Source organism: Nocardiopsis listeri (assembly GCF_020741345.1).
Lineage (GTDB): Bacteria > Actinomycetota > Actinomycetes > Streptosporangiales > Streptosporangiaceae > Nocardiopsis > Nocardiopsis listeri_A.
This window is the reverse complement of sequence record NZ_DYZD01000295.1, coordinates 1-21,927: the sequence shown is the minus strand read 5'-3', so window position 1 is coordinate 21,927 and position 21,927 is coordinate 1. Positions and strand designations below refer to the sequence as shown.

At 68.5% G+C, this 21,927-nt stretch carries 22 protein-coding genes, 1 tRNA gene and 1 pseudogene; 7 read left to right on the top strand and 17 right to left on the bottom strand.

From position 1 onward, the window contains the following. Nucleotides 1-245: 245 nt before the first annotated feature. Together leuE and K8V84_RS15875 are read right to left on the bottom strand one after the other, a co-directional pair. Entirely contained in the window at nt 246-908 is a 663-nt protein-coding gene (gene leuE, locus K8V84_RS15880) for a leucine efflux protein LeuE (protein ID WP_304075648.1), read from the bottom strand. A 430-nt stretch (nt 909-1,338) separates the two neighbouring features. Then, complete coding sequence (locus K8V84_RS15875; RefSeq protein WP_304075645.1) at nt 1,339-1,920, bottom strand: TetR family transcriptional regulator; 582 nt, start codon at nt 1,918-1,920, stop codon at nt 1,339-1,341. A 255-nt stretch (nt 1,921-2,175) separates the two neighbouring features. Between K8V84_RS15875 and fdhA the strand changes: the two genes are divergently transcribed. Then, nucleotides 2,176-3,396: a formaldehyde dehydrogenase, glutathione-independent gene (fdhA, locus tag K8V84_RS15870; RefSeq protein WP_304075642.1), complete on the top strand. Its 1,221-nt coding sequence runs from the start codon at nt 2,176-2,178 to the stop codon at nt 3,394-3,396. 22 nt (nt 3,397-3,418) lie between these two features. Here fdhA and K8V84_RS15865 read toward each other — a convergent pair whose 3' ends face one another. Beyond that, a complete protein-coding gene (locus tag K8V84_RS15865) occupies nt 3,419-3,622 on the bottom strand; it encodes a hypothetical protein (RefSeq protein ID WP_304075640.1) in 204 nt (67 codons plus the stop codon). 45 nt (nt 3,623-3,667) lie between these two features. Here K8V84_RS15865 and K8V84_RS15860 point away from each other — a divergent pair, with 45 nt between their 5' ends. Beyond that, nucleotides 3,668-3,862, top strand: coding sequence for a DUF1918 domain-containing protein (locus K8V84_RS15860; protein WP_304075638.1), 195 nt, complete (start codon nt 3,668-3,670; stop codon nt 3,860-3,862). A 78-nt stretch (nt 3,863-3,940) separates the two neighbouring features. On the opposite strand, the gene K8V84_RS15855 is transcribed toward K8V84_RS15860, so the two are convergent. From K8V84_RS15855 to K8V84_RS15825, 7 genes are all read right to left on the bottom strand, one after another. After that, the gene (locus K8V84_RS15855; RefSeq protein ID WP_304075635.1) at nt 3,941-5,185 is read right to left on the bottom strand and encodes a cytochrome P450; all 1,245 of its coding nucleotides are present in this window, start codon (nt 5,183-5,185) and stop codon (nt 3,941-3,943) included. Then, the gene (locus K8V84_RS15850; RefSeq protein ID WP_304075633.1) at nt 5,176-6,474 is read right to left on the bottom strand and encodes a cytochrome P450; all 1,299 of its coding nucleotides are present in this window, start codon (nt 6,472-6,474) and stop codon (nt 5,176-5,178) included. Before K8V84_RS15850 ends, K8V84_RS15855 begins: the two co-directional genes overlap by 10 nt. Next, entirely contained in the window at nt 6,471-7,079 is a 609-nt protein-coding gene (locus K8V84_RS15845; RefSeq protein WP_304075631.1) for an ATP/GTP-binding protein, read from the bottom strand. Before K8V84_RS15845 ends, K8V84_RS15850 begins: the two co-directional genes overlap by 4 nt. Next, on the bottom strand, nt 7,051-7,416 hold the full coding sequence (locus K8V84_RS15840) for a DUF742 domain-containing protein (protein WP_304075629.1): 366 nt from the start codon (nt 7,414-7,416) through the stop codon (nt 7,051-7,053). The genes K8V84_RS15845 and K8V84_RS15840 overlap by 29 nt, the downstream gene beginning before the upstream one ends. Beyond that, nucleotides 7,416-7,826: a roadblock/LC7 domain-containing protein gene (locus K8V84_RS15835; RefSeq protein ID WP_304075626.1), complete on the bottom strand. Its 411-nt coding sequence runs from the start codon at nt 7,824-7,826 to the stop codon at nt 7,416-7,418. The genes K8V84_RS15840 and K8V84_RS15835 overlap by 1 nt, the downstream gene beginning before the upstream one ends. After that, nucleotides 7,826-9,340, bottom strand: coding sequence for a sensor histidine kinase KdpD (locus K8V84_RS15830; protein ID WP_304075623.1), 1,515 nt, complete (start codon nt 9,338-9,340; stop codon nt 7,826-7,828). The genes K8V84_RS15835 and K8V84_RS15830 overlap by 1 nt, the downstream gene beginning before the upstream one ends. Before the next feature lie 527 nt (nt 9,341-9,867). Continuing rightward, complete coding sequence (locus K8V84_RS15825) at nt 9,868-10,392, bottom strand: NUDIX hydrolase (RefSeq protein ID WP_304075622.1); 525 nt, start codon at nt 10,390-10,392, stop codon at nt 9,868-9,870. Between the two features lie 125 nt (nt 10,393-10,517). Here K8V84_RS15825 and K8V84_RS15820 point away from each other — a divergent pair, with 125 nt between their 5' ends. Continuing rightward, the gene (locus K8V84_RS15820; protein ID WP_304075619.1) at nt 10,518-11,744 is read left to right on the top strand and encodes an FAD-dependent oxidoreductase; all 1,227 of its coding nucleotides are present in this window, start codon (nt 10,518-10,520) and stop codon (nt 11,742-11,744) included. 22 nt (nt 11,745-11,766) lie between these two features. Here K8V84_RS15820 and K8V84_RS15815 read toward each other — a convergent pair whose 3' ends face one another. From K8V84_RS15815 to K8V84_RS15805, 3 genes are all read right to left on the bottom strand, one after another. Further along, entirely contained in the window at nt 11,767-12,687 is a 921-nt protein-coding gene (locus tag K8V84_RS15815; protein ID WP_304075617.1) for an alpha/beta fold hydrolase, read from the bottom strand. A 160-nt stretch (nt 12,688-12,847) separates the two neighbouring features. Further along, nucleotides 12,848-13,243 carry a hypothetical protein gene (locus K8V84_RS15810; protein ID WP_304075615.1) on the bottom strand — a complete coding sequence of 132 codons (396 nt, stop codon included), beginning with the start codon at nt 13,241-13,243 and terminating at the stop codon, nt 12,848-12,850. Between the two features lie 81 nt (nt 13,244-13,324). Beyond that, a complete protein-coding gene (locus tag K8V84_RS15805) occupies nt 13,325-13,756 on the bottom strand; it encodes an ATP-binding protein (RefSeq protein WP_304075612.1) in 432 nt (143 codons plus the stop codon). A gap of 314 nt (nt 13,757-14,070) precedes the next feature. On the opposite strand from K8V84_RS15805, the gene K8V84_RS15800 reads away from it, so the two are divergent. The 3 genes and pseudogenes from K8V84_RS15800 to K8V84_RS15790 all read left to right on the top strand — a co-directional run. Then, complete coding sequence (locus K8V84_RS15800; RefSeq protein WP_304075609.1) at nt 14,071-14,910, top strand: helix-turn-helix transcriptional regulator; 840 nt, start codon at nt 14,071-14,073, stop codon at nt 14,908-14,910. Nucleotides 14,911-14,933: 23 nt separating this feature from the next. After that, nucleotides 14,934-15,122, top strand: a complete 189-nt coding sequence (locus K8V84_RS15795) for a DUF397 domain-containing protein (protein ID WP_304075607.1) — start codon at nt 14,934-14,936, stop codon at nt 15,120-15,122. Between the two features lie 64 nt (nt 15,123-15,186). Next, nucleotides 15,187-15,285 (top strand): annotated as a pseudogene (locus tag K8V84_RS15790) (DUF397 domain-containing protein); the annotation flags it as partial. A gap of 17 nt (nt 15,286-15,302) precedes the next feature. Here the strand turns inward: K8V84_RS15790 and fxlM are convergent. From fxlM to cysS, 4 genes are all read right to left on the bottom strand, one after another. After that, nucleotides 15,303-16,526, bottom strand: coding sequence for a methyltransferase, FxLD system (gene fxlM / locus K8V84_RS15785; RefSeq protein WP_304075605.1), 1,224 nt, complete (start codon nt 16,524-16,526; stop codon nt 15,303-15,305). Between the two features lie 102 nt (nt 16,527-16,628). After that, nucleotides 16,629-16,701, bottom strand: a tRNA-Thr gene (locus tag K8V84_RS15780). Between the two features lie 99 nt (nt 16,702-16,800). After that, nucleotides 16,801-17,760, bottom strand: a complete 960-nt coding sequence (gene rlmB, locus K8V84_RS15775; protein WP_304075602.1) for a 23S rRNA (guanosine(2251)-2'-O)-methyltransferase RlmB — start codon at nt 17,758-17,760, stop codon at nt 16,801-16,803. A gap of 143 nt (nt 17,761-17,903) precedes the next feature. Beyond that, nucleotides 17,904-19,304 (bottom strand): cysteine--tRNA ligase, encoded by a 1,401-nt coding sequence (gene cysS / locus K8V84_RS15770; protein ID WP_304075601.1) that lies wholly within the window; start codon nt 19,302-19,304, stop codon nt 17,904-17,906. Nucleotides 19,305-19,591: 287 nt separating this feature from the next. On the opposite strand from cysS, the gene K8V84_RS15765 reads away from it, so the two are divergent. Further along, nucleotides 19,592-21,316 carry a DUF2637 domain-containing protein gene (locus K8V84_RS15765; protein WP_304075597.1) on the top strand — a complete coding sequence of 575 codons (1,725 nt, stop codon included), beginning with the start codon at nt 19,592-19,594 and terminating at the stop codon, nt 21,314-21,316. The last annotated feature ends 611 nt before the right edge of the window (nt 21,317-21,927 follow it).

The window sequence follows — 21,927 nt, the reverse complement described above, 5'->3', positions numbered from 1 at the left end:
AAGGGCAGGGATCCGGCCGGCCACGGCCGGACCGGGCGAAGCCCGGGGCCCAAAGGGCCGTTAGGCACCCCGACCACTCTTCCCCCTTCCCCGATAGCCGCCAACCGCCGCCCGCACCGCACGGGTCAAGGCCACCCACCCCGCTGCCAGAGCAACTCACCATCGCCTTGAGGCGTGCGGTGCGGGCGGCAACAATCACGCGGCGGGGAAGGAGGAAGAACCCACCACCCCTCGGAACCACCTACCTAGGCGGTACTCAGGGAGAGCTTCACCGCGAACCCGAGGAACAGCGCACCCGCCGCCGAGGTCGCACCGGCGGAGAGGCGCCTGCGCCGCCCGAAGGCCGCGGAGATACGGGTGCCGCTGAAGATCAGGGCGGACAGGTACACGAAGCTGACCAACTGCATCAGCAGACCCAGGACCAGGAAGGACAGCGCCGGGTAGGCGTAGGTCGGGTCGACGAACTGCACGAAGAAGGAGATCAGGAACAGGATCACCTTCGGGTTGAACAGCGAGACCACCAGGGCCCGACGGTAGGGGTGCTCCCCCTTGACCGAGGTGGGTGCGGCGTCGGCGGCGCGCTGTTCCTCGGCGCGTTGGTGCCTTGAGGTCCACATGGCGTGTGCGGTGCGCAACATCCCGATCGCCATCCACACCAGGTAGGCGGCGCCCGCGAACTTGATGACCCCGAAGACCACCGAGTTGGTCTGCAACAACGTGGCGGCGCCCGCGGCGGCGAGAAGCATCAGCACGGCGTCACCGGTGAAGACCCCGGCGGCGGCCGTGTACCCGGTCCTGGTCCCGCTGCGCGCGGCGACGGAGAGCACGTAGATCGAGTTGGGCCCGGGGAGGAGCACGATGAGGATGAGTCCTGCCAGGTAGGTGGGCAGGTCGGTGATGCCGAGCATGGTGGAAGTGTTTCATCCGGCCTTCGGATACCACCAGGGCTGTTCCAGGTGGTGAGCCCCACTCCCGGCGCCCCGGCCGTGAAGTGGTGTCCGGCCGGGCCCACACCCCGCCGGACACCCTTCACCACGGGTGCGCCCGTACACACCCACGCGGGCAGTCTCACCTGCCCGTGCGCACCGACCGGTCCGCGTGACCCGATCGGTCCGCCACGGTCCGAGCCTTCCCTGCGACCCGAATTCTCCGTGGGAAAGCGATGCTACGCACAGGAATGGCGAATTCCCCGTTTCCCGACCCCTTTGGCCGAACACGGCCATCGGAATCGGATCCGTCCCATTTACGCCTTCGGCGGCCATTGACGACTTCCGTCACCACCACCCCGCAGGCCAGGGGCGGGGAGGCCTTCCCCGTCCCCGGAGCCCTCGCGGACCCTCAGAGTGGGAGGCCCTCCCGCAGCAGACCGACCGCTTCGTCCAAGCGTGCGGCGAACTCGACCCCATCGTTCCCGGTTTCCACCAGCCCGGCGGAGACCGAGGTCAGAGCGCCGATGATCGCCCCGGCCCAGACACGAACCCGTGGTTCGTTCCGACCACGGCCGGTGCGTGCCGCGGCGGCCTCGCACAACTCCTCGATCCCGGCCGTGTACCGGTCCATCAACGTCGCGCGCAGTTCGGGAACGGAGAAAAGGAGCCGTCGCCGTTCACGGTCCTGTTCCCGTTCGGCCTCTTCCATGCGGTCGTAGACCTCACGGATGCCGTTCCGTAGAGCCTCCGTGATCGGCAGCCCTTCGGGCTGGGCCATGAAACGGACGAGCACCCGCGGGAAGACGTCCTCGACGAGGACCGCCTCCGCCTTGGTGGGGAAGTACCGGAAGAACGTGCTCGGCGAGACGTTCGCCGCCGCGGCTATCTGTTCGGTCGTGGTGGCCCCGTATCCGTGTTCCCCGATGAGCCGCAGCGCCTGGCGGCCGATCTCCGCGCGTGTGGCGGCTTTCTTCTGCTCTCGCAACCCCATGGACACATCATGGCGCGCGGCCCGGACCGAACCGGTGGCCGCCGGCCGACGTCGACGAGGGTTCGTCGGTTCGGCTTCCAGTTTTGATAGTCACTCTCTTTTGATAGAGGACACCTATTTCCATCGACACCGCAAGACCTCGAAACCCGGTTAGTCACCCCCGCCACAGGAAACGACTGAAGCACACCCTCGAACACGAGGGCGTTCCACGAACGTTGGTCCTCGCCGCCCCGCGGCAGAGAGGTGGAAGGGAAGATGACCGGCAACAGAGGAGTGGTCTACCAAGGCCCCGGGCGGGTCGAGGTGCAGGACATCGCCTACCCGGAGTTCGAGCTCAAGGACGGCCCCGGCGTGAACCCCGCGAACGTGGGACGCAAGGTCCCCCACGGGGCGATCCTGAAGGTCGTCGCGACCAACATCTGCGGCAGCGACCAGCACATGGTCCGCGGCCGCACCACCGCACCGGAAGGGCTGGTGCTGGGCCACGAGATCACCGGGGAGGTGGTCGAGACCGGACCCGACGTCGAGTTCGTCAAGGTCGGCGACCTGGTATCGGTGCCGTTCAACATCTCCTGCGGACGATGTGCGAACTGCAAGGCCAGGCGCACCGAGATCTGTCTGAACGTCAACCCCGACCGCCCTGGGTCCGCCTACGGCTACGTCGACATGGGCGGCTGGGTCGGCGGGCAGGCCGAGTACGCGCTGGTGCCCTACGCGGACTGGAACCTGCTGAAGTTCCCGGACCGGGACCAGGCCCTGGAGAAGATGCTCGACCTGACGATGCTCTCCGACATCTTCCCCACCGGCTACCACGGTTGCGTGACCGCCGGAGTCACCGTGGGGTCGACCGTGTACGTGGCGGGCGCCGGACCGGTCGGTCTGGCGGCGGCGGCCTCCGCCCGGCTGCTGGGAGCGGCCGTGGTGATCGTCGGTGACTCCAACAAGGAGCGTCTGGCCCAGGCACGCGGGTTCGGCTGCGAGACCATCGACATCTCCGAGGGCGACCCCGGGGACCTGATCGAACAGATCCTGGGTTCGCCGGTGGTGGACTGCGCGGTGGACGCGGTCGGCTTCGAGGCGCACGGAAGCGGGGACAAGGCCGGCGAGGAGGCGCCCGCGAGTGTCCTGAACGACGCCATGAACGTCACCAAGGCCGGTGGTTCCATCGGTATCCCGGGCCTGTACGTGACCGGTGACCCGGGTGCGTCGGACGAGGCCGCCAAGGTGGGTTCGCTGTCGATCCGCTTCGGGCTGGGCTGGTCGAAGTCGCACGCCTTCTTCACGGGCCAGTGCCCGGTGATGAAGTACCACCGAGAGCTGATGATGGCGATCCTCAACGACCGGGTGCAGATCGCGAAGGCGGTCAACGCGGTGGCGATTTCGTTGGAGGAGGCCCCGGAGGGATACCGGTCGTTCGACAAGGGGGCCGCGAGCAAGTACGTGCTCGACCCGAACGGTTACCTCGGCACCGGGTGAACCACCGACGACGGCCGTTCGGTCACTGCTCCAAGATTCGGCTCACGTACAGGATGGCGCCCGCGACCAGAGCGGCCAACGCCGCCGAGGCGACCATCGAGGCCAGACCGAGGACGACACCTTCGAGGGCCACCCACGATTCGAGGAAGTTCCGGACGGGGGTCCTCGTGACGACGAAGACGAGCATGAAGACGACGAAAGCGATGACCGGGGCGACCTTGTTCACCCGAACATCCTAGGGCTCATCCGAACCATCGTTACGGGAGGAACCATGCGAGCGACGGTCGGTGACCATCTGCACACGCACGGGGTCGCCAGCACACGCGGCGAGCGGGAGGCGGAGATCATCGAGGTGCGCGGGGCCAACGACGGCCCGCCCTACCTGGTGCGGTTCGCCGACGGCGAGGAGCGTGTCATCTACCCGGGCCCGGAGACCGTGGTGCGTCCACGGGAGCCGGGGGACTGATCGTCCCATCCGGGATGGGCCGCCGAGCTCGTCGATGGTCACCGACCAAGGTGAACCGGCGGCCCTACCGAACCGGTCCTACTTCAGTCGAACGTTCAGGTGGTTGTGCGAGTTGACCACGACCGTGGGCGAGCGCGGCACGTCGCCGACCACCGACAGCTCGGGCCAGCGGGCGAAGATCGTCTTCAGGGCGATCCCCGCCTCCAGGCGGGCCAGGGGCGCACCGATGCAAAAGTGCGCGCCGTACCCGAAGTTGGTGTGGGCCGCGTCCTCGCGCCGGATGTCGAACTCACCGGCGGTGGGACCGAAGCGCTCGGGGTCGCGCCCCATGGAGATGTAGGAGACGAACACCGGGTCGCCCTTGGCGATCTTCACGCCCGCGGCGGCGGGGTGGATGTCGGCCCCGTCCACGTCCTCGGTGGCGAAGCGGGTGAAGAAGTTCGCGGTGGGCGAGTCCCAGCGCATGGTCTCCTCCACCGCGTTCTCCCAGGGCACCTCGCCCGAGATCAGGAGCCGAAGCTGCTCGGGGCGGGCGCTGAGCGCGCGCACGGCGTTGAGCAGCAGGTGGGTGGTGGTCTCGTGACCGGCCGCCAGCACCACGTACAGGGTCACGACCAGGTCCTCGCGGGGAAGACGGTCCTCCTCCGGCAGCGCCAACATGGCGCTGACCAGGTCTTCGCCGGGCTCGCGTTCGAGCTTGGCCACGTGGGCGTCCAGCCAGGCGTGCAGGCTCAGTTCGGCACTTCGCCCCTCACTCACGGTGTCGTCGAACAGGGCGCTGTAGAGCCGGCCCAGTTCGTCGTGGTCGGCCTCGTCCACCCCGAGCAGGTAACCGATCACGCCCATCGGCAACGGCCAGGCGAACTTCTCCCGGAAGTCGATCACCCCGTCCTCGGCCTCGTCCGCCGCCTTCTCCATCTCGCCCACGAGGCGCTCCACCAGGGAGGTGACCAGGGGGGTCAGCGCCTCGACCCGACGGGCCGTCAGCGCCTGCGCCAGGGGGCGGCGCAGCTTCCGGTGGTCGGGGCCGTCGGTGTTCACGACCGAGTGACCGGAAGGGGCCGCGATGCTGATCATCGGCCAGTCCTCGGGGATCTCCCCCTCGTTGAGAGCCCTCCAGTGCCCGGGGTCCTTGGTGAAGCGGACGTTGTCCTTGAGCAGGTTGCGTCCGGCTTCGTCACCGGCGACGCCCCACATGGGGACGCCGCCGGGAAGTGCGATCGGCACGATGGGGCCGTGCTCGCGCATCTTCACGGCGTCTTCGTGCAGGTCGGGGCTGAGGGGATCGAGCTGATGGACCGGTCTGGACAGGTTCAAAGCCACAGAGAGTCTCCTAGGGGATCAGCGGAGGTGACAGGTGGGGTGAAGCGGACCGGCAGTGACTCCAGGGCCCGGATCAGGACCTGGGGCTGCCAGCGCAACTGGTCCGCGGGGACGGCCAGGTGCAGATCGGGGAGGTGGGTGAGGAGGGTTTCGATACCGGTGACCGTGATGATCTCGGCCAGGGTTCGGGCCGTGTGCGGGCAGCCGTGGGGGCCGTGCGAAAAGGACAGGTACGCACGGCTGTGGTGGCGTTCCTGGCCGGGTGGACGAAACAGCGGGTCCTGGTGGGTGGCGGCCAGCCCCAGCAACACCAGGTCGCCGCTCTGGATGGTCGTACCCGCCAGCTGGGTCGTGCGAACCGCCCAACGCCCCGCGAAGATCTGGGTGGGGCTGTCGTCCTTGAGGACGTCACGGGCGGCGTCGGTCACCGAACGACGACCACGGGTGAGCGCGTTGGTGTGCGTCTGGTCGGTCAGCATCAGCCTGATGGTGTTGCCGATCCAGTTCGCGCTGGTCTGGTGGCCGGCGATGATGGACACGAAGATGTCCGCGCTGAGCTGCTCCCGGGTCAGCCCCAGCCCGCTGTGGGCCAGGTGGGCGGCGATGTGGGGTCCGGGTTCGCGCATGGCGCGGTCGGCCAGCTCGTCGGTGACGGCCTGGACCTTGCGCATTCCCTCGTTGGGGTCGCCCTCCACCGCCCCCATGAGCTGGAGGAAACCGGTGACCAGGTCGTCGTGGTATTTCTCCGGGGCGCCGACCGCCCAACCCAAGGCCAGTACCGGCAGTCGTTGCGCGTAGGCGAGGATCAGCTCGGCCTCGCCCTCCTGCGCGAACTCCTCGATCAGTCGCAGCGAGGCCCTGCGGCAGAACTCCTCGAACTCCCACTGGTCGATGCGGGCGAACCCGTCGCTCAGCACCGCCGAACGACGCCGATGCTCCTCACCTTCGGTGTAGAGCATCGACTCCGTGGCGAACCCGCCACCGACCAGCGGCCACATCGGCCACTCGGGCGGCAGGTGCTCCCCCAGGTTCCACCGACGAAAGGACCGGGCGAACAGATCGGGGTCGGAGGTCACCTGGAGCAGCTCCGAGTAACCGACCACCAGCCAGGCAGGCACGTCCCAGGCCATCAGGACGGGAACCACCGGTCCGTGGCGCCGACGCATCTCGGCGAACAGTCCGGGTGAGTCCCGCTGGTACCGCTCGTCGAGCAGGCTCAACGCGTTCCGGTGCGTCTGCGGAAGCGGCGGCAGGCGCGGGTGTTCGGTCTCGGTGTCGGCTTCGCTCATCGGGCCGGCTCCTGTTCCAGGATCTGCTGACGGTGCACGACCAGTTCGGCGAGGGCCGTGCGCACCTGCTGCGGGTCACGGGCGTCGCAGCGCAGCAACGGCGTACCCGGGTCGATGTCCAGGCTGGTCCGGATCTCCTCCAGACTCCACTGATCGGCTTCGTCCCCGAAGGGGTTGTGGACCACCAGGTAGGGCAGGCCCGCTCGTTCGACCCGGTCGAGCGCGGCGAACGAACCCTCCACGTCACGGGTGTCGACGAGCACGATCGCGCCCACCGCACCCTGGCAGAGACGTTCCCAGAGGGCGTGGAATCGTTTCTGTCCGGGAGCACCGAACAGGTAGAGCACGATCTGCTCGTCGATGCTGATCCGACCGAAGTCGAAGGCGACCGTGGTGGTCGTCTTGTCCGGACGTAGTTCCAGCCCCTCGTCCACACCGGCCCCGGCCTGGGTCATCTCGGCTTCGGTGGTCAGCGGCGTGATCTCGCTGATCGCGCCCACCATCGTGGTCTTGCCCACCCCGAAACCACCGGTGACGAGGATCTTCATCGAGATCGTGGCGGACGGCGCCAGGGGTTCATAGGGGGAGGTTGATGAGCCCAACACGCAGTTTCTCCAAGAGTTGACGGTCGTCGGCCGGGGAGGCGAACGCCGAAGTGGACCGGTCGGCGGTTCCACCGGCGGAACGGATCACGATGTGTCCACGGTCGACGAGGTCGGCCAGCAGGATGGTGACCGCGCCCAACGGGATCCCCAGCCGCGCGCCGAGCTCGGCGGGGGCGATCGGCCGGTCGCATATCCGCACGATGTCGGACTGTTCGAGGGACAGTCCCGCCGTGTCGGAGCGTTCGGTGACCACCAGCGCGAAGGGATCCAGCCTCAGAGTGGTACCGCTGCGTCCACCGACCACCATGAACAGGCCGTCGGGAACGTCGGGATCCATCACGACAGGCCCACCTCGCCACCGTGCCTGCTCGGCGTGGCGAGCTGCTCCGGCAGGCGCTCGACCAGCCGGCCCATCTCCGTGGCGACCACGCCCAGGTCGGAGGAGGGACTCGTCAGGTCGGTGAGCACGGCCAGCGCCGACCCGGAACCGGCCCCCATCACCAGCAGGTGGTGGGGGTCCAGATCCACCGCGACGGTGCGGACCGGGTCGGAGATCCCGAACACGGAGTTGACCTGACCACCCGTGGCCAAAAGCCCACAGGCGGAGGCGGCCAGGCCATCGGCCTCGTCTCTACCCAAGGTGCTGTCGGCCGAACGGACCAGACCGTCGGTGGACAGCAGGAGCACGTGACGCACTCCGGGAAGCTCGCGCAGCTTGTCCATGAGCCAGGTCAGGTTGGTCAGCATCAGGAGTCCTCACGATTCTCTGCGGCAGGGTTCGGTGTCGGCCTTGTGTGGGCGTGCCACTGGGCGATCCGAAGACTGGTGGCCACCCGGTCCCGGGGTGGCTCGACGGTCTTGGGGGCGGCCGTCTCCTCGGGGAGGGTGGCTCCGCGACGCCGCCGGGGCAAATGCCGGGGGCGTTCGGCGGAGGGCTCCGCGGGGGACTCGGCCGGGGGCTCCGCGGGCGGCTCGATCGGGCGCCGGGAACCACGGCTCGGGAGGGTGGAGAGCGGCTCGGTGGCGACGGAGTCGGCGACCGGCTCCGAGGGGGCCTGGATCGGCACGGTCGGAGCGCTCGTGTCCTTGGCCGGTGCGGCGGCGGCTCCGGCGAGGGACGGGGCCACGGCCGCGTCGTCCGTACGCAGGAGCCCGTTGCGCGGGATCCACACGGTCGCACGGGTGCCGCCACGGGGCGACGGGGAGATGTCGACCCGAATACCCAGCGGGTCGGCGGCCCGTCGGACCACCAGCAGGCCCAGCTGGTTCGCGGAGAGCTCGGAGATGTCCGGGGGCCGGCTCGGGTCGAGGCGGCGGCGCACCTCGGCCAGCTGTTCCTCGGTCATGGCCAGACCGCTGTCGTCGATGTGCACGCCGAGCCGCATGGCGGTGTTCTCGAAGTGCACCACGACGGCCTCGGAGGGCGCGGAGAAGGAGGTGGCGTTGTCGACCAGTTCGGCCATGATCTGGATGATCGAGTTGACCGCGCGGCCCTCGACCACCACCGGGGTGGTGGGCATGTTCATCTGCACGCGGCCGTACTCGGGAACACTGCCGACCGCCGCGCGGACCAGTCGTTCGACGCGCAGGGGCTGGGTCCAGTTGCGGCCGATCCGGTCGGCCTCGGCCACCGTGAGCAGGCGCTGGATGAGCATCTCCAGGCGGGAGAGACCGGCCTCCACGACCATGAAGTCCTCGCGCATCCGCTCACTGGCCCCGGTGGAGTCGAGGGACTTCCAGTAGGGTTCGCTGCGCTTTTGTACGTCGGCGCGCAGTTGCGCGACACCGGCGCGGGCGCGGTCGGCGCAGCCCTTGACCACGCTGAGGAGTCTTCGACGCTGTTGGTGCCCACGCCAGAGCGAACTGGTGACCGCCTCCACCAGTGGTCGGGTGGCGGGGTCGGGTCCGTCGGCGGAGTCGAGTTCGGCCAGGACGGTCTCGGTCGAGGCTCCTTCTCGGATTCGCCGCGTCACCTGGGGGAACAGGTCCTCGGTGACGACGCGGGCGGTGCGGTCGCGTTGGGCCAGCGCCGACTGCAGTCGGTCGGCCCGGGCCTCGGCTCGGGCGACCGCGGCCCGGGCCTCCTCGATCAGTCCGGCGTCACGGCGTGCCGTTTCGGTCGCGTGCCGCCGGGCCTCGCGCAGTCGCAGGGTCATGTGGGCCATCGCGGCCAGGAGCACGATCGTGCTCGCCGCCAGTGCCCACAGCCAGATCTGTGTGGTGGCGGACTCCACTGGAACCGCTGTGTCTGTCAGCAGCATGCCTTGGTCGATTCACTTCGAGAACGGGCCGGGGAAGGGACGTCGAAGGACACAGAGAGTTGGTCCGGGGGATGCGGATGAAGAAGGTTCGTGGTTCGGCCGTCGTGCACGGCCTGCGGGGGGATTCCAGGAGGACTTCGCGGTGGGAGATCCGCCGTGGGTGTGCGGACTCGCCGCGAGGGCCGACCCGTGTCGATGTCAGCGGGGTTCTGGAGGAAGGCGCGGTCACGGCGATCCGTGGACGGATCCGGCCGGGAGGCTCCCTCAGCTGGTCATTTTGCCATCACCCGGAGCACTCGGGAAGCGAAACAGCCCGATAGGAGGGGGTTCGATCCCTCCCTTACCCAGAGACCCCCGACGTTCGCACAGTTCACAGCGTTTCCGACCTGCTCGCGGATGTGATGGAAGTTCCTGAAAATTCTTCGCCCGAACCTCCGAACCCGGTACCAATAGGCCCTTTTTGTCGATTTTGCACCCGCACCGGACCCTCGTGACACCGGCCCCCAACGGGGGGGTTCGCTCACGATTCACCCGGTCGCGTACACGTACAGGAGCGCGTTCATGGTGCTGCCGCCGACCACCCTCCGCTCCCGCACCAGCTCGGGTACCCGCTCCATCGGCACCCACTCCACCCGTTCGGACTCCCAGCCGTCCACGGGTTCGCCGACGTGTTCGGCCCCCTCGGCGACGAACACGTGGTGCTCGCTGTCGGAGATGCCCGCCGACGGTTGGGTGTACAGCAGAGGCCGCAACGGGCCCGGTCGCCACCCGGTCTCCTCTTCGGCCTCCCGCGCCGCGGCCTCGATCGGCGTCTCCCCCTCCTCCACCGCTCCCATGGGGATCTCATAGCCCCAGGTGTCGGTGATGAAGCGGTGGCGCCATATCAGCAGCACGTTCCCCAGCCCGTCCAACAGGACGGCACCCGCTCCCGGAGCGGAACGGATCAGCCTGTGCTCCAACCTCCTGCCCTCGCCCACCTCCACGTCGGCGACCCGGATGTCGAGCCAACGGTCGGTGTAGAGCGGTTTCTCCGAGTGGACGGTCCAACGCATGCGCACTTCTCCTCTGAGGGGCGGGAACACCGGCTCCATGCAACACGATCCCCGACGCCCTTCCTGTACAGGGGTTCGCTCGCTCTGTAGGTTGAGGGCACCCGACCCTTCACAGAGGTGGTCACATGTCCAGAACGACGTGTTGCGTGGTCGGGGGCGGCCCGGCCGGCGTCGTCCTCGGTCTGCTCCTCGCCCGCTGCGGTGTCGAGGTCACCGTGTTGGAGAAGCACCGCGACTTCTTGCGGGACTTTCGCGGCGACACCGTGCACCCCTCCACCATGGAGTTGCTGGACGACCTCGGCCTGGCCGAACGGTTCGCGCGGCTGCCCCAACGTCGCGTGGATCGGGTTCGGTTGCCCACCGGGCCGGACGGACGAATGGTGACCCTGGCGGACTTCACCCCGATGCGCAGCGACTACAACTACATCGCGATGGTCCCCCAGTGGGACCTGCTGGACCTGCTCGTCGCCTCCGCCTCCGAGGAGCCCGGCTTCACACTGCGGATGAACACCGAGGCGACCTCCTTCATCGAGGAGGGCGGGCGGATCAACGGGGTTCGGTATCGGACCCGTGACGGAGAGACCGGCGAGGTTCGGGCGACGATCACGGTGGCCTGCGACGGCCGCGATTCCCTGGCCCGTGAACTGTCCCGACTGGAACTGCGGGACTTCTCCGCACCGATGGATGTGCAGTGGTTCCGCCTGCCCCGTGCTTCCGACGACCCCGCGGGTGGGGTCGGACAGTTCGGGGAGGGCAGGTTCAGCATCCTGATCGATCGCGGGGACTACTACCAGGCCGCGGCGATCATCCCCAAGGGCGCCGACGCCCGCAACCGGGAACGGCCGCTGGAGAAGTTCAACGAGGCGCTGGTGCGGCAGTTCCCCTGGTTCGAGGGGCGCCGGCTCGTGGCCGAGTGGGACGACGTGAAACTGCTGGACGTCCGGGTCGATCGGATGCGGCGGTGGCACACCCCTGGCCTATTGTGCATCGGCGACGCGGCGCACGCGATGTCGCCCGTCGGAGGGATCGGCATCAACCTCGCCGTACAGGACGCGGTGGCCGCCGCCCGCTACCTGGAGGGGCCTCTCCGCCGCGGGCGGGTGACCCTGGCCGACGTGGCGGCCGTGCAGCGGCGCCGGATGCCCGTCACGGTGTTGACGCAGAACCTCCAGCGCCTGGCCCACCGCCGCGCGATCCTGCCCGCGTTGGAGGGGCGTATCGACCTGGGTCGCCAGACCCCGCCACTGCCGTTGCGGGTGGTCGAGAAGGCACCGTGGGCGCGTCGGATCCCGCCGTACCTGTTGGCTTACGGGGCCCTGCGCGAGAGGCCACCGAAGGCCGCCCTGCGCTGAGCCCCGCGATCGATCCTCGCCCCTACTCGGCGACCCGACCCACCACTCGTCGGATGGCCTCGACGGCGATCTCGGGCTGGTCGACGTGGATGTGGTGACCGGCCTCCTCGGCGATGCTCGGCTCACTGGCGCCGGAGACCGCCAGCCACTTCTCCTGGCCCTCGCTCCACACGCGCTCCAGCTCGTCGCCGTACTCGGGGATCTCACCGAGGTACTGAACGCCGTGCTGGATGACCTCCACCGGAATGTCACCGGCCGAGCGGACCTCCGGGTCGCTCTCGATGGTGATCATCTCCGGGTTCTCACCCTCGAACATGGCGATGTTCTGTGCCCGCACCTCGGCGCCGTCACCGGTGGCGGATTCGGGGATCACCTCGGTGATGTCGTCGAGCATCGTCGGGGAGGTGGCGTCCATCAGGACCAGGCCCTTGACGCGCTCGGTGTCGTCGGGGGCGTAGCGGGCGGCGATCAGGCCGCCCAGCGAGTGGCCGGCCAGGACGACCGGGCCGTCGGAGACGTCGTCGAGGACCGCCGACAGGATCTCGCCGCTGTCGGCGATGCTCTGCGGTCCTTCCGGCTGGTCGCTCTCGCCCTCGCCGAGGCGGTCGTAGGAGCAGACCCGGTCCTGTTCGCTCAGGGTCTCCTGGAGGTCGGCCATCGTGTCGAGGCCGTCGCCCATCCCGGCCATGAGGAGGATGACCGGGCTGTCGACGGCCGGGGCACCGGAGCAGGAGAGGTTCACCGACGCGCCGTTCACGTCGAGCGTCTTCGTGCCGGTGAAGAGTTCACCGTCGTTGGCGATCTCCTCGGCGGCGGTCTCCAGGTCGCCTTCCGCTTCCCGCAGGCCGTCCTCCACGTCGGAGAGGGCTCCGCATCCGGTGAGCCCGACGCCCACGGTGGCGATCAGGGCGGTGACGGTGGCGGTCCGGATGGTGCGGAACATGACGTTCTCCAGGAAGGGGTGCGGGGGTCGAGAGCGCGGAACTTCGCGACTGAGGAGAACGCTACGGATTCGGCGGTTCCCGGTCGTCACCATCCGGTGGACACCTGCCTGTGGCTCTCCTGGGGGACAACTCCCTCTTCCCCCTCACCTCCGTCGAGGGTCAGCCGCAGACCCGCAGGTAGGTGCGTATGACTTCCGCCAGGTCCGTGAGGTCGTCGGCGGGTGCCGGTTCGGGTCCGGGTTCGGCCAGTAGGTCCCCCACCGGGATACGAGGTCGGGGGATCAGAGGGGCGAGAGAGGGCAGGTACGGGCGGACCAGGGCACCGGCGTATTCGTCGGGGTGCCGGTGGTCGTCGCCTTCGTCCGGCGGGCCAGGCTCCGGCGCCGCGATCTCGGCCCTTTTCGGGACCGGCGCGATCGCCACCCGTTCTCGCGCCTTCGGGATGAACACGTAGGCCAGCGCCGCCGCCAGGGTGAGGGCGAACAAGGCCCAGAGGTGTTCGGTGAGACTTCGGCATCGCCGGTGGTGTCGGCCGATAGGCTGCTGCACAGTCATCCTCCTGGGCTTTCAGGTGGTTGATCAGCCCCGGCGCGGTGGTTGCACACCGCGCCGGGGTGTTCGTTTTTCTGGGGTTTGTTACGCGCTCGGATCCCGGTCCAGCGGGATGGTCGCCCACAGCTCCAGGGGGAAGCCGTGTTGTCCCTCCCACCACCAGTGCTCGGCGATCCGGTCCACCAGCCACAACCCCCGACCCCCGGAACAGAGGTCGTTCGGTCCCTGTTCTCGCACTCGCGGCACCGACGCGGGCTTGCCTGCCTTGACCCCCTGGTCGAGCACACAGAGGATGGCGCGGTCGTCCAGGACCTCGATGGAAGCGCCCATGCGGCCGTACTTCTCCCCGGTCGCGGTGTGCAGGACGGCGTTGGTGGCGAGCTCACTGGCCACCAACCGCACCCAGTCCCCGCGGTGGTTTTGTAGGCCCGGCTCACTCCCGCACCAGTCACGCAGACGGCGCACGTCGGAGAGCGTCCCTCCGAAGTAGGACCAGCGTGCGGACGGCCAACCCACCCCACCACCATCAGGCCGCCGCGGTCCCGGTATCCCAACAGCACCCATAGCTATCTCCCACAGTCGAAGCAGACCCCTGCGTGCAACCCTCACCCGCAGCCGGACACAGCAGGCACGGTGACCTTGGTAGCCATCTCGTCACACCCTGCTAACTTCGATGATGCACCGAGATTCAACTCACTGCAACACTCTTAATGAAAATCTCATGAAGAGAGTTGCAGAAAGTTGTGACTGCTTCCGCCCATGCGAGACACTGAAAGCCAAGGCCCCAAGCCCTTATGGAGAGGCGGAACCCGGTGTCGGTAGGCAGCCCAATGGTCGCCAGGCTTGGCCTGGCCAACTTCCTGAAAGAGGCACGCGGCAAGCGTTCCTCCGCCGAAGCCGCTGCGGTCGCCGGGTTCAGCAAAGCCACCTTGTCGCGTGTAGAACGCGGAGAGACCACCATCTCTCCAGGAGACGCGCGTCTCCTCATGTCGCACTACGGTGTGGCAGCAGACATGATCGAGTCGTTGGCGGACCTGGCCTACGCGGCCAAACAGCCGGGCTGGTGGCAGCGCTACAAGTCAGCGCTGCCCGATTGGTTCAGCCTGTTCGTTGGGATCGAGACTGCGGCGCACCGGATCCGAACCTACGAACCCGAGTGGATCCCCGGCATCCTCCAGACACCCGAGTACTCGCGCGCCATCATCGAGAAGGGTGTTCAGGTGCGCGACTCCGAGGAGTTGATCTTGGAATCGGTCAACTTTCGGCAGCGCCGGCAGGAGAAACTCACCGGAGAGAACCCTGCTGATTTCCAGGCGGTCATCAACGAAGCGGCCCTCCACCGACAGGTCGGAGGGGCTGAGGGACACCGGGCGCAACTCGACTACCTACTCACCTTGAGCCAGCGCGAGAACTTCGATATTCGGGTACTCCCCTTCAGCAGCGGCGCTCACGCGGCCAGCTATGGATCGTTCGTTCTCCTCGACTACTCGGTTGTAGGCAGGGATTACGCTCTCGCCTACATCGAGTACTCCGGCGGTGCCATCTACTTGGAAGCCGAAGAGGAGATCTCCATGCACAGGCAGATGTTCGACAGTCTTTGGCAGGACTCGGCCCCCGGCACCGAGACCGAGGAACTTATCAAAATCGCGATCCAGCGGATCGGCCGCTGAAAGGCGACAACTTGGATGGTGACATGAAACCCTTTGAAGCTCCCGCCCTACCAACGTGGCACGTCTCCTCGTACACGGGGGCGCAAGGCAACTGTGTCGAGGTGGCCGAGGGGCCGGATGTCCTGGTCCGCGACACCAAGAACCGCGAACACGGCCACCTCACCTTCGAATCCCACGAATGGGCCAGCCTGCTGAACACCCTCCAGCGCTGACACGATCGGGTATCTCGGCACCGACCGAGATACCCGACGCTCATGGGGATAACCGATGAAGTGACACAAGAGCAGCTACAGCACCAACGACGGAGAGTGCGTCGAAGTCGCCGAGGGACCGAGTGTCCTGGTCCGTGACACCAAGAACCACGAGCAGGGTCACCGTGGCCGGCGCGACGTTCAGGAAGTCGGCCAGGAGAACGTGACGTGGGTGTGCCGCTTGGTGACCACCCGGTCCTGCGACAACCGATCGACCGGGACGGAGATCGGATACACCCGGATTTCAGGCCCCGGACCACCACGCTGGTCCCGATCCCACTCACGAACCCGTAGCCCCACCTTTTCCGCGAACTCCACCGCGGTCGGTCCGAAGGCGTGCACCCCGTACTCGACCGACGCGGCCCCCGGAACCCGCCGCGTGACCAGATAGGCGAAGTCACCGCCCTCGACCGCGGCCATGGAGAAGCGAGTGCTGTTCGGCGCCACCGACCCCGTGTCCAGCGCGGGGTCGACCGTCATGACACAAAAGCCCGGCAGGGTGGTGGCCAGGTACGACTGCAAGGTGTCGATCGGCTCCCGGGGAGCCACCATCACCCCCGTCCACCGCTCCACCCTGGGAGTGAGCACGACGTCGTCCAACAGGCGCGGATCCTCGGGAGGCTCCTCGTCGAAGCGCAGGACGATCCCCTCCGTCCCCCCGGGCCGGACCAGGGTCTCCGGGTGGTCGTCCTCACCCTGCATGGGAACGAATCCACAGATCAGCGCCGAAGTCGAACGCAGAACCCCGTCATGTTCGACGAACCCGATCGATCGGGTCAGGTTATGGACCCGGAGCGGAACCACCAACCGGCCACCATCGGTCAACTGCTCGACCCAGGCGGGCGGGATGTCCCAGGCCCCGGCGGTGACGATGATGGCGTCGTAGGGGGCACCTTCCTCGACCCCGTGCGCGGCGTCCGCGGTGACGACCCGAACCCGCTCGTAGCCGTTGGCGTCCAACAGCCCCCGGGCACGAGCGGTGATGTCCGGGTCGATGTCGACGGTGGTGACCTCACCATCGGGTCCGACCACCTCGGCGATCAGCGCCGCGTTGTAGCCACCCGAGCCGACCTCCAGAACACGCTGTCCGGGCCGTGGTCCGGCCTGACCGAGCATCGTCGCCTGGATCTGCGGAGCGGAGACCGAGCTGACAAAGCCCTGCTCTTCGTCGCGCTTGGTCATCACCGGGCTGAAGGGGTCATAGGCCTGTTCCGGATCGGCCTCGGGGATGAAGAGATGGCGCGGCACCTTACGCAACGCCCGTTCGATCGGTGGGGAAAGGAACTCCCCTCCCACCACTCCGGGTCGGCGTAGGGCCTCCACCATCCGGCCCCGCCACTGCTCAGGGCTCGGGTTCGCTGTCACTGCTCCGCTCTTCCGGCCGGGTACTCCTGTCCCCCCAGTGTGCCCACCGAACCCGGAAACGACTCTGGCCCGGTCGGGAGGACCGGGCCAGAGGAAGATCAGAGCCGACGAGGGGACTTGAACCCCTAACCTATCGCTTACAAGGCGATTGCTCTGCCAATTGAGCTACGTCGGCCGACCACCGGGGTCTGCGGACCCCGGTGTTCACCCGAATGGTACCGGGTCCGGCGGCAGGTGGCCTACTCGAACCCTTTCCGCCACCTCTGACCTGTGGTTACGCCTTGGTGCCCCGACGGCGGGCCACCTCGTAGAGGGACACACCCGCGGCCACGGAGGCGTTCAGGGACTCGGCGCCACTGATCGGGATGCTCGCGACCACGTCACAGGTCTCGCGGACGAGACGGGACAAGCCCTTGCCCTCGGCACCCACGACGATGACGAGCGGGCCGGTGGCCAGCTCCAGGTCGGGCAGCCGGGTGTCGCCTCCGGCGTCGAGGCCGGCGACGAACAGCCCCGCCTTCTTGTAGGTCTCCAGGGCCCGGGTCAGGTTGGTGGCCTGGGCGACGGGCAGCTTGGCCAGCGTGCCGGCGGAGGTCTTCCACGAAGCCATGGTCACCCCGGCGGCGCGACGCTCGGGGATGAGCAGACCGTGGGCCCCGAAGGCCGCGGCGGAACGGGCGATGGCACCCAGGTTGTGCGGGTCGGTCACCCCGTCCAGGGCCACGATCAGCGCCGGAGTCTCCGAGTCCAGCGCCTTGTCCAGCAGTCCCTCGGACGCCCAGTACTGGTAGGGCCGTACCTGCAGCACCATGCCCTGGTGGGCGGCACCGGGCAGGCCGTTGCTCTCACAACGACGGTCCAGCTCGGAGCGGGTCACCTCGACCACGTCCACACCCTGCGCGCCGGCCGACTTGGCGGCCTCGTTGACGCGCTCGTCCGGGTCCAGGCTGTTGGACAGGAACAGGCGGGTGGCGGGCATGCCGGCACGCAGCGCCTCGACGACCGGGTTGCGACCGATCAGCAGGTCGGAATTGTCCGGACGGTCGGGCGAACGCTCGGGGCCGCCACCCTGTCCGCCGGAACGCGAAGTGCCCTTGTTCGCCTTGTGCCGCTGCTTGCCCTCGTACCAGTGCCGCTGCTCGGCGGGCAGAGTGCCGCTCTTGCCTTCGAGGGACCGACGTCCCTTGCCGCCGCTGCCCTTGGTCGGGCCCTTCTTGTTCTTCTTCGCCGGCATGATCGCCGCCTCCTGATACGTGTCGCGAGCATGCCGGAAGAACACTTCCGGCCGATGGGGTCGCCGTCTCGCCGATGGGCGACGGCAAACCCCCAGCCTAATGGGGACGCGTGACCACACGCGTCGATTCGGGGTCGGTCGGGTCAGCCCCGGCGCAGGTCCCAGCGCGGCCCCTGCGGGGTGTCCTCGACCACCACACCGGCCTCGGCCAGCTGGTCACGGATGGCGTCGGCGGCGGCGTAGTCCTTGCGCCCCCGAGCCGCCTGGCGCTGTTCGAGAGCGACCGCCACCAGCGCGTCCACGACCTCGCCCAACCCCTGGTCTTCGGAGGCCCACTGCGGGCTCAACGGGTCCAGGCCGAGCACGTCGAGCATGGTGCGCAGCTCGGTGGCCAGCTCCGCGGCCCGTTCCTTCGCACCTGAGGCCAGCGCGGTGTTGCCCTCGCGCACATGCCCGTGGACGACCGCCAAGGCCTGCGATACCCCGAGGTCGTCGTTGAGCGCCTCGGCGAACTCCTTGGGAACGTTCAGAGCGTGCTCGACGGAGCCCAGTACCTCGACGGCTCGGGTGAGGAAACCCTCGATGCGCTGGTAGGCCGCGGCGGCCTCCTGCAACGCGGCGTCGGAGTAGTCGATGGTGGAGCGGTAGTGCGCCTGCCCCAGGTAGTAGCGCAGTTCGACGGCCCGCGCCTTCTCCAGCATCTGCGGAATGCGCAGCGAGTTGCCGAGCGACTTGCTCATCTTCTCGCCGCCCACGGCCAGCAGACCGTTGTGCAGCCAGTACCGGGCGAACCCGTCACCGGCGGCCCGGGACTGGGCCTGCTCGTTCTCGTGGTGCGGGAAGACCAGGTCCAGGCCACCGCCATGGATGTCGAAGCTGGGACCCAGGTACTTGGTCGCCATGGCCGAGCACTCCAGGTGCCAGCCCGGGCGGCCCCGACCCCAAGGGGTGTCCCAGGTGGGCTCACCCGGTTTGGCGCCCTTCCACAGGGCGAAGTCGCGGGGGTCGCGCTTGTCCCGGTCCGGGTCGGTGTCCGCGGCCTCGACCAGTTGGTCCGGGCGCTGGTTGGACAGCTCCCCGTAGGCCGGGTAGGAGCCCACGTTGAAGTAGACGTCGCCGCAGCCGTCCTCGGACGGGTAGGCGTGGCCGGCGTCGATGAGGCGCCGCATGAGCTCGATCATCTCCGGAACGTGACCGGTGGCGCGCGGTTCGACCGTGGGCGGCAGGCAACCCAGGGTGTCGTAGGCCCAGGTGAAGGCTCGCTGGTTGCGCTCGCTCACCTGCCACCACGGAATGTCCTCCTCCGCGGCGACCTTGATGATCTTGTCGTCGATGTCGGTGACGTTGCGGCAGAAGGTGACCTCGTACCCGAGGTGGGTCAACCACCGGCGCAGGATGTCGAAGTTGACGCCCGACCTGATGTGGCCGATGTGGGGAGGCGCCTGCACGGTGGCACCACACAGGTACAGGGAGGCACACCCTTCGCGAAGCGGGGTGAACTCTCGAACCTGTCGGGCACTGGTGTCATAGAAGCGCAGACTCACACTGTCAAGCGTATCCGCTTTCCCCTCGCGTGTGCGTCACAAACCTCTGACTCCACCGCCTCCCTTCGCCCTCCGGACAGCCCCGAGCACTTATAAGTGGTGAACCGTATCCGCCCGGTTCGGATGTGACTTGCCACCTTCACAAGGGACGACTCACCCGCGCCGCGACCGAACACGCTCCGTCAATTCCCTCAGGAACGGACATAACCTCCCGCTCTCGGGGCGTCGGGAAGCAACCGGAATCGGCCGGAATCTCGTGTTAGCGCCACCCGCTGGACTACGCTGCGATGACGATGGCCCCTTACAACAACGCCCCCGAGACAGGGACACGTAACGGTCGTAGCGCGGATCGCGGCGCGGGAGCCGGTGCTCTCGTCTTCGGCGCGCTGTTCGTCGGCGTCATCGCCGTGTGCACACTCTTCATCGCCTACGAGGGCATCTACCGCCTCGCCGCGATCGTGCACGCCGACAGCGCCCTCCCGCTGGCCCACGTGTTCCCGGTGACCTTCACCCTCTTGGTCCTCATGGCCTTCTGGGTCAGCTACACGTTGCGCGCGGCCCCGCCACGCGAACGCCTGTGGATCGACATCGGTCTGATCCCACTGCTGATCCTCAGCGCCGCGGTACCCATGGTGCTGACCAGGACCACGTGGTTCGCCGAACTGGGCGACACCCTCCCCCGCGGTCTCACCGTGGTGGTGGCGGTGGCTCCGCTGGCCGCTCTGATGGTCGCCTTCCTGTTGTGGATCGCCGTGCGGGCTCACGTACGGCGACGGAACGCGCAGGCGCGTCCCCGACCCAAGCCCAGTGACGACCGCACCACGGTCCTGCGGGGTTCGCCCAAGCCCCGGCCCGAGCCCCGGGAGGACGCACCCGAAGCACTCAAGACGCGGCTGCTGCGTCTGGGCGGCGACCCGGAGGAGTCCGAGGGGCCGGCGAAGGCCGAGCCGGAGATCGAGGCGGTCGAGCCGCACGAGGAGATCGAAGCACGGACGAGCGGTCCCGAGGCGCCCACCGAACCCGTCCCGCACGCGGAGGAGGTGAAGACCGAGGAAGAGGAGACGGAGGAGCCCGAACCGTCGGAGCCCGAACCCTCCGTCCCCACGCTTCGGCTGCCGCGACGCACCCGCACCGGGGACAACCCGATCAAACGGGCCGCCACCGAAGCACCGGTGGTGCCGGGGGCCGAAGCCCCCGAGCCGGAACCGGCCGCCGTCGACACCGAGGACTTCCGCCCGGTGACGTGGGAGGCCTCGGCCCCTGAACGGGACGAGGGGTTCATGCACGAACCCGACGTCGGCGACCCCAGCTCGGACGAGTCCGAGGCCCCACCGCTCTCGCCCGTGACCCTCGATTCGGGTGAGCGGGACGAACCCGACGCGGCGCAGGGGGACCCGGAACCCGACGCCGCCGAGCCTGCGCGGAAGCTACCCGGCGTCCGTCTGTTCTTCCCCGAGCACACCGACCAAGCCCTCGATCCCGAGGAGCCCGAGGAACCCTCGGATCCCGAGGCGACCACAGAAGACGACCCTTCGGATGGGGACGCCCCCTTGTGGGAGCCCCCGACCGAGCGCACCGGGGGCTCCGCTCTGGACGACTACGTGCCGCCGGTGTGGACACCTCCCGAGGATGAGGACTCCCCGGAACCGGAGCCCCTGCCCTCACTCGACTCCATCGCCCAGCGCACCGGATCGACCGCCGACCTCGCCCTGGATCACGACACCGGACCCGAGGTGCGCGCCGCCTTCCGGTTGGGTTCCATGCCACCGGGTGCCGCACGTCCCGAACCGGCCCCCGAGCCTGAACGCGAACCGGAAGGCGAAGTGCTGGAGGAGCCGACCGCCGAGGAGATCGATCGGGCTCCGGAGCCCACTCCTCGGCCACGGCGCGGCGAACCGGTGCGCAAGCGCCCGATGGTGCTCAAGCCCCCGAGGCCGCCCATGCCGGACTTCGCTTCGGGCCCACCCTCCCGAAGGGTGCGCAGCGAGCCGCTGCCGCCCGAGGAGCGCTGACCCGACCGGCCCCGGAGCCACACAGGCTTCCGGGGCCGGCGTGTGTCCGAACGCCCCTGTCGGCGCCGTGGCGCGTGTCGGGCGGCCTGGTGGGTGGACGGGCTGTAGAAAAGCCGAGCGAAGGTTCGGCGTCGGCTTCGGCCGGGGCGACACACCCCCGGGCCCCGCCCGTCCTCACCCGCGTCAGCGGTGCCTCTGACTCGTCGTCGTGCTCGACGTCCACGGTTCTGTGAGCCCAGGACACCCGCCCGAGCCGAGATGGGTGCCCCCGAGGACTTTGTCCACAGGCTGTGGATACTTCCTGGCGGCGGCGCGCTCCACCCCGTAACGTCGATTTCGGAGGGGCCCCCGCCCACCCCGACGCAGTCACGAGACCGGCGAAACCAGCGGCTCCCCGAGGTCGATGGGATCACGTCCCTCCGCGTCCCTGTACGGCGGGGTTTCCCAACGGGTGAGGCCGGCCGCACCCACACCTGTTCAGGGAGGGTTTCGGACCTAGGGTCGTGGTTCGAGTCACGAGCCGGATACAGGTCTCCCCCACCGGCTCATCGGCCCTTCCCCCGGTGAACACCTGTGGCCTCCACACCCGATCGGGTGTGGAGGCCACAGGT